The sequence below is a fragment of the Jatrophihabitans sp. genome (assembly GCF_051960575.1).
GTDB lineage: Bacteria > Actinomycetota > Actinomycetes > Mycobacteriales > Jatrophihabitantaceae > JBQCEE01.
Map to the genome: position 1 here is coordinate 1 of NZ_JBQCEE010000142.1, position 15,036 is coordinate 15,036.

Here is a 15,036-nt window from a genome sequence, read left to right on the forward strand (position 1 = left end):
CGCAGAGGCACACCGGGGTGTGCGTCAGCGCGTGATCATCGCGCGGTTCGGGTCAGTGCTTGCGGCGACGCGCGATGACGAGCAGCACGATCAGCAGCACCGCGACGACCGGCGCGAGCCGCTTCGCGACGGCGGGCCCGGCGTGCTCGAGCAGGTCGATCGGCTCGGCCTCGCGCCGAGGCCGGGCCGGGGCGCCCTGCGGGGTCGCCGCGGGCGCGACGGGGGAGCGGTCGGCGTGCAGCGGTTGCACCGACGGCACGGCTGCCGCCTCGCGCTGCTGCGCCTCGGCCGGCGTCGCCGCATTCGCCGGGGCGAGCACCGCCTCGCCGCCCTCGGGCACGACGGCGGCCTCGGCGGACGGCTCGGCCGCTGCGTCTGCGGCACCACCGTCGCCGACGCGGATCTCCTCGGCCAGGCACGCGGCGAACTGGCCGATGAGCTTGTTCCCGACGTCGACCATGACACCGCGGCCGAACTGTGCGGGCTTGCCGGTGATGTCGAGGTCGGTCTCGACGAGCACCACCGTCTGGTCGCCCTGTTGCGTCAGTGTCGCCGTCACCTTCGCCGACGCCGTGCCGGCGCCGCGGGCATCCTTGCCCCGCGCGTCGATCACCGCCCGGTGGGCGGCGGCGTCCTTCTCGATGAACGCCGCCTTCCCCTTGTACGTCAGGTTGATCGGGCCCAGCTTGACCTTCACGGAGCCGGTGAACTCGTCGCCGTCGACGGTGTCGAGCGACGCGCCCGGCATGCAGGGCGCGATCCGCTCGATGTCGAGCAGCACGTTCCATGCGTCCTCGACGCCCGCCGGCACCGTGAAGGAATGCTCCAGCTGCATCTATGCTCCTGCCGCGCTGAGCACGGCCCGCTTGGTCAGCACCCGTGCGAGGTGCTCACGGTAGTCGGCCTGCCCGGAGAGGTCACTCGGCGGGTTGGTGCCCTCGGCGGCGTGCTCGGCCGCCGCTCCGACCGCGTCGAGCGAGGCACCCGCGAGTGCCGACTCGACGGCTGATGCGCGCAGCGGCGTGTTGCCCATGTTGGTCAGACCGATGCGTGCCTCGGCGATGTGCCCGTTCTCGCGCCGCACCAGCGCCGCCACGCCGACGATCGACCACGCCTGGGCGACGCGGTTGAACTTCTCGTAGTGCGACGACCAGCCGGCACCGAGCTTCGGCACCCGGATCGCGGTGAGGATCTCGTCCGGGCTCAGTGCCGTGGTCAGGTAGTCCTGGAAGAAGTCGCTCGCGGCGATGGTGCGCGGGCCGCCGGGACCGTTCGCGACGAACTCGACGTCCAGGGCCAGTGCCACGGCACCGAGGTCGCCCGCCGGGTCGGCGTGCGCGAGCGCGCCGCCGAAGGTGCCCCGGTGGCGCACCTGCGGATCGGCGACCGTCTGCGTCGTCTGCGCGATGAGCGGCGCGTGCTCGGCGACCAGCGGGTCGCGCAGCACCTCGTCGTGCGTCGTCATCGCCCCGATCACGATGTGCGAGCCGTCGTCACGCACACCGCGCAGCTCGGGCACCCGGCCGAGGTCGACGACCGTCGACGGGTACGCGAGCCGCAGCCGCAGCACGGGCAGCAGCGACTGGCCGCCGGCCAGCAGCTTCGCGTCCTCACCGGCCTGACCGAGCATCGTCACCGCCTCGTCGATCGAGCCGGGACGGACGTACTCGAACGGTGCTGGAATCACTTGGGGCCCCCGCGGAATCGTGGAGTGCTGTTTGCGGAACGAGTTCGTGGGGTGTTCATTCGCCACGCCCATCGGACGAGAAGGTGCGACTGCCGCCGTAGGCGTTGGTGCCCTGCGCGGCGCGGTCCTCGGTCGACGCGCCGTGGATCGCGCGCCACACGCGCTCCGGCGTCGCCGGCATGCGGATGTCGTTCACGCCGAACGCCCGCAGGGCGTCGACGACCGCGTTGACGACCGCCGGGGTGGACGCGATGGTGCCGGCCTCGCCCACACCCTTCACGCCGAGCGGGTTGTCGGTCGACGCCGTCACCGTGCGGTCGGTGACGAAGCTCGGCAGGTCCGCCGCCGACGGCAGCGTGTAGTCGACGAACGTGCCGGTGGTGAGGTTGCCGGCGTCGTCGAAGACGGCCTCCTCGAACAGCGCCTGCGCGATGCCCTGCGCGAGGCCGCCGTGCACCTGCCCCTCGATGATGAGCGGGTTGACCGGGTTGCCGATGTCGTCGACGCAGACGTACTTGCGCAGCTTGGTGCGTCCGGTCTCGGTGTCGATCTCGACGGCGCACAGGTGCGTGCCGTGCGGGAACGAGAAGTTCGTCGGGTCGAACGTCGCCTCCGAGTCGAGGTTCGGCTCGACGCCGTCGGGCAGGTTGTGCGCCATGAAGACGGCGAACGCGATCTCCTGGATCGTCACCGCCGAGCCCGGCGCGCCCTTCACCGAGAACTTGCCGGCGTCGAACTCGAGGTCGTCGGCGTCGGCCTCGAGCAGGTGCGCCGCGATCGGACGCGCCTTCTCGATCACCTTGTCGGCGGCCTTCACGATCGCGGTGCCACCGACGGCCAGCGAGCGCGAGCCGTAGGTGTCGAGACCGCGCGGCGAGCTCTGCGTGTCGCCGTGGATGATCACGACGTCCTCGAACGGCACGCCGAGCCGGTCGGCGACGATCTGGCTGAACGCCGTCTCGTGCCCCTGCCCGTGCGCGCTCGCGCCGGTGACGACCTCGACCTTGCCGGTGGCCAGCATGCGCACCGACGCGTGCTCCCACCCGCCGGCGCCGTAGCTCAGCGAGCCGAGCACACGCGACGGCGCGAGCCCGCACATCTCGGTGAACGTCGAGATGCCGAGGCCCAGCTGCACCGGGTCCTTGCGCTCACGCCGCTCGGCCTGCTCGCGGCGCAGCTCGTCCCAGCCGATCAGCTCGAGCGCCTTGTCGGTGGCCGCCTCGTAGTTGCCGCTGTCGTAGGTGAGGCCGCAGACCGTGGTGAACGGGAACTCCTCGTGCTTGATCCAGTTCTTGCGGCGCAGCTCCATCGGGTCCATGCCGAGCTCGACGGCGAGCTCGTCCATGATCCGCTCGATGGCGAAGGTCGCCTCCGGCCGCCCGGCGCCGCGGTACGCGTCCGTCGGGGTCTTGGTCGTGAAGACGCCCTCGCAGGTGAACCGGTAGGCCGGGACCTTGTAGATCGAGTTGAACATGAACGCGCCGAGGATCGGCACGCCCGGGCCGACCAGACGCAGGTAGGCGCCCATGTCGGCGAACAGGTGCACGTCCAGGCCCGTCACCGTGCCGTCGCGCTTGGCGGTGATGGTGATGTCCTGGATCTGGTCGCGGCCGTGGTGCGCGGTCATGAGCGACTCGGAGCGCGACTCGGTGAACTTGCACGGCTTGCCGAGCTTGCGCGCGACGAGCGTCGTGATGATCTCCTCCGGCGTCACCGGGATCTTGCCGCCGAAGCCGCCGCCGACGTCGGGCGCCGTCACGCGCACGGCGTGCTCGGGGATGCCCAGGGTCAGCCCGACCATCGTGCGCAGGATGTGCGGGATCTGCGTGGCACTGGTGATGTGCACGCCCTCGCCCACCGGCTGCACGACGACCGAGCGGGGCTCCATGAACGCGGGGATGAGGCGCTGCTGGATGAAGCGGCGCTTGACCGTCACCTCGGCCTGCTCGAGCGCGGGTTCGATCGGCTCGCCGGTGCCGGCCGCGCCGGCCTCGAAGACCCACGTGTAGCTGCGGTTCGACTCGGTGTTCGGGTGCACGAGCGGCGCGCCCTCGGCCAGCGCGGCCTCCATGTCGAGCACGGCGGGCAACGGGTCGTAGTCGACGTCGATCGCCTCGAGCGCGTCCTGTGCCTCGGCCTTCGTGCGTGCGACGACCACCGCGACGGCCTCGCCGACGTGGTTCACCTGGTCGACGGCCAGCGACGGCGCGCCGGGGTTGACCATGTCCGGCGTGACCGGCCACGCGCACGGCAGGTTGCCCTGCGTCTCGGCGAAGTCCCGGCCGGTGAAGACGGCGACGACGCCCGGACGCGACTTCGCCTCGGACGTGTCGATCGAGGTGATCCTCGCGTGCGCCATCGGGCTGCGCAGCATCGCGAGGTGCAGCATGCCCGGGAGCACCAGGTTGTCGGTCCAGGTGGTGCGGCCGGTGACGAGGTGGCGATCCTCCTTGCGGCGGCGCGCGCGACCGATCTCGGGGCCGGACTCGGCGGTGCGGTCCTCGGCGAGCGTCACTTGAGGCCTCCGCGGAATCGTGCAGCGTCGTTTGCGGAGCGATTTCGTGGAGCGCTCATGCGGTCACCTCGCTGTTGGCAGCGGCCTGGATGGCCTTGACGATGTTGTGATAGCCGGTGCAGCGGCAGAGGTTGCCCTCGATGCCCTCGCGGATCTCGTCCTCGCTGGGGTTCGGGTTGTTCTTCAGCAGGTCGCGGGCGGCCATGATCATGCCGGGCGTGCAGAACCCGCACTGCAGGCCGGGCTGCTCGCTGAACGACCGCTGCAGCGGGTGCAGCTCGCCGTCCTGCTCGAGGCCCTCGATGGTCGTCACGCTGCTGCCGTCGGCCTGGACGGCCAGCAAAGTGCAGCTCTTCACGCTCTGGCCGTCGAGGTCGACGGTGCAGGCACCGCAGTTGGACGTGTCGCAGCCGACGACCGTCCCGACCTTGCCGACCTGCTCACGCAGGTAGTGGACGAGCAGGGTGCGTGGTTCGACGTCGTCCTGGTACTGGACCCCGTCGACGGTGATCTGGATCTTCATGCATCGCTCCGCACAGGTTGTGACGCGCAGGTTTCGGGAAGACGCTGCGAACGTATCGTGACCGCGCTCACAAGGCGAGGGTCACCTCCTGTGCCACCGTTCAAGATCGTCTGGAGTGTCCAGGTCGCGGGGATCACCGTCAACCGCGACATCGTCGATCAGCCGCGGATTGGCCCGCAGATACGGACGCGCACCGCCGTCCGCGTCCGCGACTTCGAGTGCTCGGAACCAGCTGTGCATGCCCATCACGAGCGGGTGAGCGGCCCCGGCGCCTGCATAGGTTCCGCGTGTGATTCGTCCCGGACGCCACGCCCCGGCCACCGCCCGCACGGCGTCCGCCTCGACCCCGGGCAGGTCGACGAGCATCAGCAGCAATGCGTCTGCCCCCGCCGCCGCGGCGGCGTCGACCGCGAGGGCGAGCGACGACCGCTGACCGCGCTCGGGCTCGGGGTTGATCACCGCCGTCGCGCCGATGACCTCCGTGCCCGGCCGCACCACCGCCAGCACCGGGTCGCACCCGCCGTCGCGCAGGGCGTCGACGGCGCGGTCGAGCAGGCGCCGGCCGTCGGCGACGACCTCGGCCTTCGGCCGCCCCATCCGGCTGCCCGCGCCCGCGGCGAGCACCGCCCCGGCGATCCGCGTCACCGCGCGAGTATGCGTGCCATGCTCGATGCCATGACGAGCGACCCGGCGACGCCGAGCCCCGACCCGCAGCGGCAGCAGTGGGACGGGCCGGAGGCCGTGGCCGAGGCGCTGCGCGCGGTCGGCTACCTGCCCGACGCCGGCGTGGCGGCGGCGGCGTACCTCGCGATGGCGATGCAGCGGCCGCTGTTCCTCGAGGGCGACCCCGGCGTCGGAAAGACCGCACTCGCGCAGGCGCTCGCCGAGATCACCGGCACCCCGCTCATCCGGCTGCAGTGCTACGAGGGCATCGACGCCTCGCAGGCGATCTACGACTGGAACTTCCCGCAGCAGATCCTGCACCTGCGCGCGGCCGGCGAGCGTCCGGACGAGACGGTCGAGCGCTCGCTGTACGAGCGGCGCTTCCTGCTCGCCCGGCCGATCCTGCGGGCGATCGAGTCGGCGCCGTGCGTGCTGCTCGTCGACGAGATCGACCGGGCCGACGACGAGTTCGAGGCGTTCCTGCTCGAGGTGCTGGCCGACAACGCGGTGACCATCCCCGAGTTCGGCACGGTGCGGGCGTCCACCCCGCCGCTGACAGTGCTGACGTCGAACCGCACCCGCGAGGTGCACGACGCGCTCAAGCGGCGGTGTCTCTACCACTGGGTCGAGCACCCCGACTTCGCGCGCGAGGTGGCGATCGTGCGCGGCCGGCTGCCCGAGGCGGCCGAGCGGCTGGTGCAGGACGTCGCCGCGGTCGTGTCGAGGCTGCGCGAGGCCGACCTGCTGAAGCCGCCGGGCATCGCCGAGTCGATCGACTGGACGCGCGCCCTGCACCTGGTCGGCGCCACCTCGCTCACCGGCGACGCCGCCCGCGCCACCCTCGGCGCCGTGATCAAGTACCGCGAGGACGCCGTCCGCGTCGAGCGCGACATCCTGCCCGACCTGCTCGAGCGCCTGGGGTGAGCGGCGCCCTCGCGGTGTGTGGCGACCCTGCGGGCGGACACGCCGTGGCGACCCACGCAGCGTCGCCACGCACACCGCACCCGGGCGCGCTGTGTGGCGACCGTGCGGGCGGACACGCCATGCCGACCCCCGCAGCGTCGCCACACATGCCGTGGGCGGCGGCGTGACGGCACCCGCGGACGTCGTCGTCGCGATGACCGGGTTCGCGCGCGCCCTGCGCTCTGCGGGGGTCGCGGCCGACCGGCACCGGCTCGGCACGGCGCTCGAGGCCATCGCGCACGTCGACCCGTTCGTCACCGACGAGGTCTACTGGGCCACCCGGCTCACCCTGTGCAGCGAGCCCGACGACCTGCCCGTGTTCGACGCGGTCTTCGACGCCTGGTTCCGCGGACGCCGGCCCGACCTGCCCGTGCCCGGTGGTGCGCCGCGGCAGCGCACCGGCACCGTGCGCACGCTCGCGACCGCGTCCGCGGGGGAGCAGCAGACCGACGACGACGCGCTGCGCACGGCCGCCAGTGAGGCCGAGACGCTGCGCCACCGCGACGTCGCCGACCTCAGCCCGGACGAACGGGCCGAGGTGCAGCGGATGATCGCGCTGCTGCGCCCGCGGGTGGCCCGGCGCCCCGGCCTGCGCCGCGCACCGCACCGCCGCGGCGAGGTCGACGTCGCGCGCACGGTGCGGCGCATGCTGCGCAGCGGCGGCGAGCCCGGTGCGATCAGGCACCGGCGGCGCCGCGAGCGCCCGCGCCGGCTCGTGCTGCTGCTCGATGTGAGCGGTTCGATGAGCCCCTACGCCGACGTCCTGCTGCGCTTCGCGCACGCCGCGGTGCGGGTGTCGCCGGCGACCACGGAGGTCTTCACCGTCGGCACGCGGCTCACCCGCGTCACCCGGCAGCTGCGGCTGCGCGACGCCGACCTCGCGCTGCGCGCGGCCGGCGACGCCATCGCCGACTGGAGCGGCGGCACCCGGCTCGGCGAGGCGCTGCAGGCGTTCCTCGACCGGTGGGGCCAGCGCGGCACCGCGCGGGGAGCGGTGGTGGTGCTCGCGTCCGACGGCTGGGAGCGCGGTGACGCGCTGCTGCTCGGTGAGCAGATGGCGCGCCTGCAACGGCTCGCGCACGCGGTCGTCTGGGTCAATCCGCACAAGGGCAAGGACGGCTTCGCTCCGGCGACCGCCGGTATGTTGGCGGCACTGCCGCATCTCGACGAGCTGGTCGCCGGCCACAGTCTCGATGCGCTGCACCAGCTCGCGGAGGTGATCGCCCGTGCGTGACGTGATGACGGACGTGCTCGCATGGTGGGAGGCCGGCGAGAGCGTCGGCGTCGGCACCGTCGTCGGCACGTGGAAGTCGGCGCCCCGCCAACCGGGCGCGGCGATGGCCGTCGGCCCCGACGGGTCCGCGGTGGGCAGCGTCTCCGGCGGGTGCGTCGAGGGCGCGGTGTACGAGCTCGCCGACCTCGCCCGGCAGGACGGCGCGAGCCACCTGCAGCGCTACGGCGTCAGCGACGACGACGCCTACTCGGTCGGCCTCACGTGCGGCGGCATCATCGACGTCTTCGTCGAGCAGGTGAGCCGCACGTCGTTCCCCGAGTTCGGCGAGGTCGCGGCCGACATCGAGGCGGGGCGTCCGGTCGCCGTCGCGACGCTCATCAGCGGTGACGCCGAGCGGCTCGGCCGGCGGGTGATCATCCGGCCGGACGGCACGACGGGCAGCTTCGGCAGCGACCGCCTCGACGACGCCGTCCGCGACGACGTCACCGGCATGCTCGCGCAGGGGCGCACCGGCATCGTCCACTACGGGCCGGACGGCGAGCGGCGCGGCGACGACGTGGCCGTCTTCGTCAACAGCTACGCGCCGCGTCCGCGCATGATTGTCTTCGGCGCGATCGACTTCGCCGCGGCCGTCGCGCGGATCGGGTCGTTCCTCGGCTACCGGGTCACGGTGTGCGACGCGCGGCCGACGTTCGCGACGAAGAAGCGCTTCCCGGACGCCGACGAGGTGATCGTCAGCTGGCCGCACAAGTACCTCGCCAAGACCGAGGTGGACGAGCGCACCGTCGTCTGCGTCCTGACGCACGACCCGAAGTTCGACGTGCCGCTGCTCGAGGTCGCGCTGCGACTGCCGCTGGCCTACGTGGGGGCAATGGGTTCGCGGCGCACCAACGACGACCGTGCCGCGCGGCTGCGCGAGCGCGGCGTGACGGAGCAGGAACTGGCGCGCCTGCACGCGCCGATCGGCCTCGACATCGGCGCGCGCACGCCGGAGGAGACGGCGGTGTCGGTGGCGGCCGAGATCGTCGCCCTGCGTTGGGGCGGCACGGGCTCGCCCCTGCGGGCGACCGAGGGGCCGATCCACCACGAGCAGCCGGTCGGTGTCGGCTGAGCACAGCCCTGACCGAACGCTGACATCGCCCGCACACAGGGTGAACCGGGCGCCCGTAGACAGGCAGGCGTCCCGTTCATGGCCGTCCCCGGCCGCCCCGTGCGAAGGAGCACCCGATGTCCACCACCCGTGTCCGTGCCGTCGCCGCGCTGAGCGGCCTGTCCGCCGCCGCCGCGCTCGTCGCCCTCGCCGCACCGGCGAACGCCGCCACGACCACACGCGCCCCGTCATCGACCGCAGCTGCCTGCGACCGCACCGCCTGGGAGGCCGCCGTCCAGGGCCGTCCCGCGAGCTTCACCGCCGGCGCCCGGGGCGGTGACTACCTGTGGCACGACGCCCACGGCTTCCACCTGCGGGTGACGCATCGCGGCGACCACCGCGCCGTCTACACCGGCGTGATCACCGCGTCGGCCGCGATGCGGCTCGACCCTGTCCGGCTCGAGCGGGGTGACGTCGTGCGGCTGTCGGCCGACCGGCGCACCCTGAGCTTCGCGTTCGTCGACTACGGCCACATCGACGGCGTCGACTTCCACACCGACTGCGCGGCATCGCTGCGGGTCGGCCGCCTGCACGTCGGCAACGCGAACCTGCCCGCGTGGCGGGTGTACCTCGGCTCGAAGGAGCGCCACCCGGCGGCCGTGCCCTTCACGGTGCACCGTCGCCCGGCGCCCGCGACGGCGTAGCACCGATCGTACGACTGCGGCGTCCCTGCGTACCGGGAGTACGCTGGGACGCCGTGGCGTCATGACCACGCCGCGACCAGCCTCGCGAAGCGGTCCGTCCGCCGGTCCCCAGCCTAGGAAGGCGGCGGCCGGGCGCGGCAGTCCCATCCGGACGCAGCCGCGGGGGCCGAAGGTCCCGGCCCGGGCGCGTCCGACCGATCGGGCGACCGTCCGCGCGCCCCGGAGGGGCCGTTCGCCCCTGCTCAACTTTCGACCCGTCCGGAAAGGTGAGACGTCAAGGATGGGCGGCGACCGGACCCCGGCGGCGCGCGACGAGCAGGAGGCCGGCGGCATGACAGCGACCGATGCCGCGGTGCCGTCCGTGCTGCGCCGCGCCGCCCGCCGCGGGGCGTCGGCCTGGTCGGTGTGCCACACCCAGCCGTGGCGGTTCGAGCTGCACCCCGACCACGTCGACCTCGTCGCCGACCCGTCGCGCCGGCTGGAGGCACTGGACGCATCGGGACGACTGCAGACGGCCAGCCTCGGCGCGGCCCTCTACGACCTGCGCGTCTCGCTCGCCGCGGCAGGTCACCGGGCCCACGTCGAACGGCTGCCCGAGCCGCGCCGGCCCGATCTCGTGGCGCGCGTCTGGCTCGGCCCGGACGGTGTGGGCGACGGGGTCGACCCGATCGCGGCCGACGAGCCGATGCTCGACGACCGACGGGCGGAGGCCGGCGAGTTCACGTCCGGACGCCTGTCGGCCGCGGCCGTCGCCGCCTTCGACCAGGCGGCGGCCGACGAGGGCACCCCGCTGCTCGTGGCGCAGCCCGAGGCCGCCGCGCGGGTGCACGCCCTGTGCCGGCAGGCCCGGGACATCCAGCTCGTCGACCCGGCCTGCCGCGCCGAGCTCAAGGCCTGGACCGGCTCGGTCGAGCGCGAACCCGAGTACGCCGACCCTGCGACCGCGCCGGGCCTGCTGATCATCGGAGGCGCCGAGGACGACCGCACGCACTGGGTGCGCGCCGGCGAGACCCTCGAACGGCTCCTGCTCGTGGCGGTGCGGCACGGGCTGGTCGCTGCCGCGACCGGTTGCGTGCTCGAGGTGCCGGTCACCCGCCTCGCGCTGCGCGAGGACCTCGGCCTGTCCTGGTACCCGCAGCTGGTGGTGCGCATCGGCCGCGGCAAAGCCCAGGCCGCCCCGCACCGCCGCCGCCTCGTCGACGTGCTCTTCGAGGGGGACTGAGGCGCGCTTTTGCGCGCGCACGCGACTAAGGTCGGGATCATGCGGGACGGCGACCCGAGCGACGGACCTCCGACGGTCGCGTTCGCCGACGTCCCCAAGCTCGAACTCGACCAGCTCATCGACCAGCTGGTGGCCAGCGCCGAGGGTGTCAAACGGGCGCAGGGGCGGCTACGGGTGCTGCTGCGGGCGGTCGAGATGGTGAACGCCGACCTCACCCTCGAGACGGCGCTCGGGCACCTCGCGTCCGCGGCGCGCTACGTCGCCGACGCCGGGCGCGCCGCCATCATCGTGCTGACCGACGACGGCTCGATCGCCGAGGCGGCGGCGATCACCGCGGCCGGCGAGCTGCGTCGTGTCGGCGCGCGCGTGGTGCCCGCCGGCACGATCGGCGACGCGGTCGGCGCCGGCCGTTCGCTGCGGCTCGTCGCGGACGGTGAGCGGTTCGACGTCCGCGCGCTGCTCGACGACCCCACCCCGGCGACGTCGCTGCTGACCGCCCCGGTGCGGGTGCGCGGCGCGGTCTTCGGGCAGCTCGTCGTGCTCGACAGCACCCACGGCGAGTTCACCGCCGAGGACGAGCAACTGCTGCACCTGCTCGCGACGGCCGCGGGCACCACGCTCGACAACGCGCGGCTGTACGCCGAGTCGCGCTCGAACGCGCGCTGGCTGCGGGCGACGGCGGACGTCACCGCCCAACTGCTCAGCGACACCGGCGAGGACCCGCTGCGCAGCGTCGCCCGCCACGTGCGCCAGGTGGCCGACGCCGAGACGGTCACCGTGTCCCTGCTGACCCAGGACGGCGAGCACGTGGTCATCGAGGTCGTCGAGGGCCCCTCGGACGAGGACCTCGTCGGACGCCGGCTCCCGCTCGTCGGGTCGTTCACGGCCACGGCGCTCGCCGAACGGCGGCCGGTGATCGTGCGGACGGGGGCGCGTCCGGGGTCGGCCCTCGTCGACGAGCTGCTGACGTCGATCGACGCCGGGCCGATGGTGATCGTGCCGCTGCTCGGCACGTCCGACCCGCTCGGGGCGATCGGGTTGATCCGGCCGAACGGGGCGCCGGCGTTCACCCGCATCGACCTCGACGCCGTCGAGCAGTTCGCGAACCAGGCCGCGCTCGCGCTCGAGCTGGCCACCGCCCGGGCCGACCGGCAACGCATCGAACTGCTCGAGGACCGCGACCGCATCGCCCGCGACCTGCACGACCACGTGATCCAGCAGCTGTTCGCCATCGGGCTGTCCCTGCAGGGGCTCACCGCCGGCTCCGTCGACAACCCCGAGCTCACCGACGCGCTCGAGGACAAGGTCGAGTCGATCGACCGCACGATCCGGCAGATCCGCACGACCATCTTCGCCCTGCGCAACCCGGGCGGGTCGCAGGCGGGCCTGCGCAGCGACCTGCTGGCGATCGGCTCGGAGCTGACCCCGACCCTCGGCTTCTCTCCCGGGTTCACCTTCGCCGGGGCCGTCGACACCATGCTCGGGCAGGCCGTCGCCGACGACATCCGCACCGTCGTGCACGAGGCGCTGGTCAACGTCGCGCGGCACGCCCGTGCCCGGCGAGCCTTCGTCGACGTCACCACCGACAATGTCAGTGTCACCGTGCGGGTGACCGACGACGGTGTGGGTATGGCTGCTGACGTCAGCCGACATGGTCTGTTGCATCTGTCCGAACTCGCCCATCGGCGGGGAGGGAGCCTGGAGGTCCAGTCCCTGCCCACCGGCGGCACCGAACTGATCTGGAAGGCGCACACCTCGTGACCGAGAACCCAGCCGCTCCTATCCGGGTGTTCCTCGTCGACGACCACGAGGTGGTCCGACGGGGGCTCGCCGACCTGCTGTCCGCCGTGCCCGGCATGGAGGTGGTCGGCGAGGCCGCGACCGCGGAGCAGGCGCTCTCGCGCATCCCGGCGTCCCGGCCGGACGTCGCCGTGCTCGACGGGCGACTGCCGGACGGCAGCGGCATCGACGTCTGTCGCGACATCCGCTCGTCGATGCCGCAGACGTACTGCCTCATCCTCACGTCCTACGACGACGAGGACGCGGTCCTGGCGGCCGTGCTCGCCGGGGCCTCGGGCTACGTGCTCAAGGAGGTGCGCGGCAGCACGCTCATCGACTCGGTGCGCCAGGTCGCCGCCGGCCGCTCGCTGATCCCGCCGGAGGTCATCACCCAGGTGATGGATCGCGTGCGCCACGGCAGCCCGGCCGACGCGAAGCTCGCGGCGCTCACCGAGCGCGAGCGCGAGGTTCTCGACCTCATCGCCGAGGGCCTGACGAACAAGCAGATCGGCGAGCGGCTGTTCCTGGCCGAGAAGACGGTGAAGAACTACGTGTCGAGCCTGCTCGGCAAGCTCGAGATGACCCGCCGGACGCAGGCGGCGGTCTTCGGCGCCGAGGTGCGCCGCCAGCAGCAGTAGCCGCCGCAGGCCCCGCTCACCGGTCGGCCGGGTCGACCCAGCCGCCGAGGTCGCGCTCGAGCTGCCCTGCGACGGCGATGGTGAGGTGGTCGCGTCCGGCGGCCGAGACGACCTGGACGCCGAGGGGGAGGCCGTCACCGGTCAACCCGAGCGGTACCTGGGTCGCGGGCAGCCCGTAGAGATTGAAGATCGCGGTGTTCGTCGCGAGCCAGGGCTGCCCGATCGTCGTGCGGTGCTTCGGCGCGAGCCGTGGAAACGGCGGGTAGAGCAGCACGCCGTCGCCGATGGTGTCGAGCAGCGTGTCCTGTGCCTCCTGCGCCGAGTCGATCAACCGCCGGGCGGCCAGTGTGCGCACCGAGCGCACCGGGGCCGACTCGACCACGCGCAGCACGGCTGCCGGCCCGCGCACGAGCAGCGGCGGCTTGTGCCCCGGCCGCGTCGGTGCGGTGATGCCCTCCCAGCTCAGCAGCAGGTCGAGCTCCGCGATCGCGGTGGCGCCGAACTGCGCCAGTGCCCAGCGCAGCTGCTTCAGCGGCGCCTCGACGACCCGGGCGCCGGCGCGGCCGAGCGCCGCGGCGGCCTCGTCGATGCCGCGCTTGATGTCCGCCCGCACGGGGAAGGTCGACGACTGCGTCGCGACCGTCACGGGCAGGCCGTCGAGCGACACGTCGGCCGGGTCACCGAGCGGTTGGGGCTCGGTGTGCGGGTCGTCGCCGTCCGGCCCGGCGATGATGCGCAGCAACGGCATGAGGTCCTCGGCCCGTCGGGCCAGCGGTCCGGGGGAGAGGCGCCGGCGCAGGTCGCCGTCCGGCATCGGGAAGTGGCCGGTCAGCGGCACCAGCCCGGGCGAGGGCAGGTGCCCGAAGACGCCGTTGAAGAAGGCCGGGATCCGGATCGACCCGCCGAGGTCGGACCCGAGGGCGAACGGTGCGCCGCCCGACCCGACGATCGCGCCGTCGCCGCCGGAGGAACCGCCCGCGGTGCGTGACGGGTCGTAGGCACTGCCGGCGCGTCCGTAGATCGGGTGGTTCGACTCGATCCACACCAGGAAGCCGCACGTGTTGCCCAGGCCGAGCACGATCGCGCCCGCCTCGCGCACGCGGCGCACGACCGGGGCGTCGGCGGCCTCGCGGAACGAGCGCCGGTGCGGGTAGCCACCGGTGTGCGGCATGCCCTCGACCGCGAGCATCTCCTTGATGGTGCAGGGCACCCCATGCAGGGGTGGGAGGTCGGTGTCGCCGGCGGCGACGCGGGCGTCGGCGGCAGCGGCCTCCGCGCGGGCGAGGTCGAACCGGTCGACGGCGAGGGCGTTGAGGTCGCCGATGCGTTCCAGCACCTCGATGTGCGCCTCGACGACCTCGACGGACGTGGTGTCACCGCTGCGGATCGCCGCGGCGAGCTCGGTGGCGGAACGCTGCGTGAGCGGCGTCGTCGACGTTCGGGGCCCCATGGCCACGATCGTCGCAAGCGGCAGCCCTCGGCGCAGGTCGAACGACGTCGGCAGTGTGCAGCGCCACGGTGGTGATCAGGACCGGCTGATCCTCACGGCGCGGGCGGGTCGTGGCGGTCGCGGCTCCAGTGCGCGGCATCGGCGCCGTCGAGGGTGAAGCAGACCTGCACGAACTGTTCGCCGAACGCGGTGAGGCGCACGCTGCGGTGCACCGTGCGGGTGCGCGCCCCGGCGCGTGCCTGCAGCGTCGACGGCTGCGCCTCGAGCAGTGCGTAGCGGCGCACGTCGGGCAGCCGCGGCCCGGCAGGGTCGACGAGGCCGAGCCGCTGCAGGTTGCCGAGGTACTCCGGCCCGCGCGCGGGATCGGCACACCCCGCCTGGCGCGCCACCAGCGTGAGACCGGCGGCGAGGGTCTCGGCGGGCCGTCCGAGCCGGTCCCTGCGGCGCACCTCGAGCGCGGGCTGCGGGCCGGACGACGCCAGCAGCCGCAGGATCCGGGCCTCGTCCGGGCTGAGCTCGTCGAGCACCCGGGCGAACGCCGGGTGGTCCTCCGGGCGCTGCGGCGCCG

14 protein-coding genes are annotated in these 15,036 nt (G+C 73.4%); 7 read left to right on the top strand and 7 right to left on the bottom strand.

Annotated elements, in window-relative coordinates:
* Positions 1-52: 52 nt before the first annotated feature.
* From ACTHMS_RS07830 to ACTHMS_RS07850, 5 genes are all read right to left on the bottom strand, one after another.
* Complete coding sequence (locus ACTHMS_RS07830; protein ID WP_440306103.1) at positions 53-835, bottom strand: SRPBCC family protein; 783 nt, start codon at positions 833-835, stop codon at positions 53-55.
* Positions 836-1,687: an FAD binding domain-containing protein gene (locus ACTHMS_RS07835; RefSeq protein WP_440306104.1), complete on the bottom strand. Its 852-nt coding sequence runs from the start codon at positions 1,685-1,687 to the stop codon at positions 836-838.
* A 55-nt stretch (positions 1,688-1,742) separates the two neighbouring features.
* Positions 1,743-4,202, bottom strand: a complete 2,460-nt coding sequence (locus tag ACTHMS_RS07840) for a xanthine dehydrogenase family protein molybdopterin-binding subunit (RefSeq protein WP_440306105.1) — start codon at positions 4,200-4,202, stop codon at positions 1,743-1,745.
* A 55-nt stretch (positions 4,203-4,257) separates the two neighbouring features.
* Entirely contained in the window at positions 4,258-4,725 is a 468-nt protein-coding gene (locus ACTHMS_RS07845) for a (2Fe-2S)-binding protein (RefSeq protein WP_440306106.1), read from the bottom strand.
* An 81-nt stretch (positions 4,726-4,806) separates the two neighbouring features.
* Positions 4,807-5,370: a nucleotidyltransferase family protein gene (locus tag ACTHMS_RS07850; RefSeq protein WP_440306107.1), complete on the bottom strand. Its 564-nt coding sequence runs from the start codon at positions 5,368-5,370 to the stop codon at positions 4,807-4,809.
* Positions 5,371-5,400: 30 nt separating this feature from the next.
* Here ACTHMS_RS07850 and ACTHMS_RS07855 point away from each other — a divergent pair, with 30 nt between their 5' ends.
* The 7 genes from ACTHMS_RS07855 to ACTHMS_RS07885 all read left to right on the top strand — a co-directional run bounded on the left by ACTHMS_RS07855 (position 5,401) and on the right by ACTHMS_RS07885 (position 13,018).
* On the top strand, positions 5,401-6,312 hold the full coding sequence (locus tag ACTHMS_RS07855; protein WP_440306108.1) for an AAA family ATPase: 912 nt from the start codon (positions 5,401-5,403) through the stop codon (positions 6,310-6,312).
* Positions 6,313-6,475: 163 nt separating this feature from the next.
* Entirely contained in the window at positions 6,476-7,585 is a 1,110-nt protein-coding gene (locus ACTHMS_RS07860) for a vWA domain-containing protein (RefSeq protein WP_440306109.1), read from the top strand.
* Complete coding sequence (locus tag ACTHMS_RS07865; protein ID WP_440306110.1) at positions 7,578-8,696, top strand: XdhC family protein; 1,119 nt, start codon at positions 7,578-7,580, stop codon at positions 8,694-8,696. The genes ACTHMS_RS07860 and ACTHMS_RS07865 overlap by 8 nt, the downstream gene beginning before the upstream one ends.
* 116 nt (positions 8,697-8,812) lie before the next feature.
* Positions 8,813-9,379, top strand: coding sequence for a hypothetical protein (locus ACTHMS_RS07870; protein ID WP_440306111.1), 567 nt, complete (start codon positions 8,813-8,815; stop codon positions 9,377-9,379).
* Between the two features lie 280 nt (positions 9,380-9,659).
* Entirely contained in the window at positions 9,660-10,601 is a 942-nt protein-coding gene (locus ACTHMS_RS07875; RefSeq protein ID WP_440306112.1) for a hypothetical protein, read from the top strand.
* 39 nt (positions 10,602-10,640) lie between these two features.
* Positions 10,641-12,362 (top strand): sensor histidine kinase, encoded by a 1,722-nt coding sequence (locus ACTHMS_RS07880; RefSeq protein ID WP_440306113.1) that lies wholly within the window; start codon positions 10,641-10,643, stop codon positions 12,360-12,362.
* The gene (locus ACTHMS_RS07885; protein WP_440306114.1) at positions 12,359-13,018 is read left to right on the top strand and encodes a response regulator; all 660 of its coding nucleotides are present in this window, start codon (positions 12,359-12,361) and stop codon (positions 13,016-13,018) included. The genes ACTHMS_RS07880 and ACTHMS_RS07885 overlap by 4 nt, the downstream gene beginning before the upstream one ends.
* A 16-nt stretch (positions 13,019-13,034) precedes the next feature.
* Here the strand turns inward: ACTHMS_RS07885 and ACTHMS_RS07890 are convergent, their stop codons facing one another.
* Together ACTHMS_RS07890 and ACTHMS_RS07895 are read right to left on the bottom strand one after the other, a co-directional pair.
* Positions 13,035-14,468 (bottom strand): amidase, encoded by a 1,434-nt coding sequence (locus ACTHMS_RS07890; RefSeq protein ID WP_440306115.1) that lies wholly within the window; start codon positions 14,466-14,468, stop codon positions 13,035-13,037.
* A gap of 92 nt (positions 14,469-14,560) precedes the next feature.
* A partial coding sequence (locus tag ACTHMS_RS07895) for an Abi-alpha family protein (protein WP_440306116.1) occupies positions 14,561-15,036 on the bottom strand: 476 nt, incomplete at its 5' end.

What these genes read in the sequence shown, in the direction of transcription:
- ACTHMS_RS07830 (WP_440306103.1), bottom strand. Translation starts at nt 835, where the DNA reads ATGCAGCTGGAGCATTCCTTCACGGTGCCGGCGGGCGTCGAGGACGCA.
- ACTHMS_RS07845 (WP_440306106.1), bottom strand. Translation starts at nt 4,725, where the DNA reads ATGAAGATCCAGATCACCGTCGACGGGGTCCAGTACCAGGACGACGTC.
- ACTHMS_RS07855 (WP_440306108.1), top strand. Translation starts at nt 5,401, where the DNA reads ATGACGAGCGACCCGGCGACGCCGAGCCCCGACCCGCAGCGGCAGCAG.
- ACTHMS_RS07870 (WP_440306111.1), top strand. Translation starts at nt 8,813, where the DNA reads ATGTCCACCACCCGTGTCCGTGCCGTCGCCGCGCTGAGCGGCCTGTCC.
- ACTHMS_RS07875 (WP_440306112.1), top strand. Translation starts at nt 9,660, where the DNA reads ATGGGCGGCGACCGGACCCCGGCGGCGCGCGACGAGCAGGAGGCCGGC.
- ACTHMS_RS07880 (WP_440306113.1), top strand. Translation starts at nt 10,641, where the DNA reads ATGCGGGACGGCGACCCGAGCGACGGACCTCCGACGGTCGCGTTCGCC.
- ACTHMS_RS07890 (WP_440306115.1), bottom strand. Translation starts at nt 14,468, where the DNA reads ATGGGGCCCCGAACGTCGACGACGCCGCTCACGCAGCGTTCCGCCACC.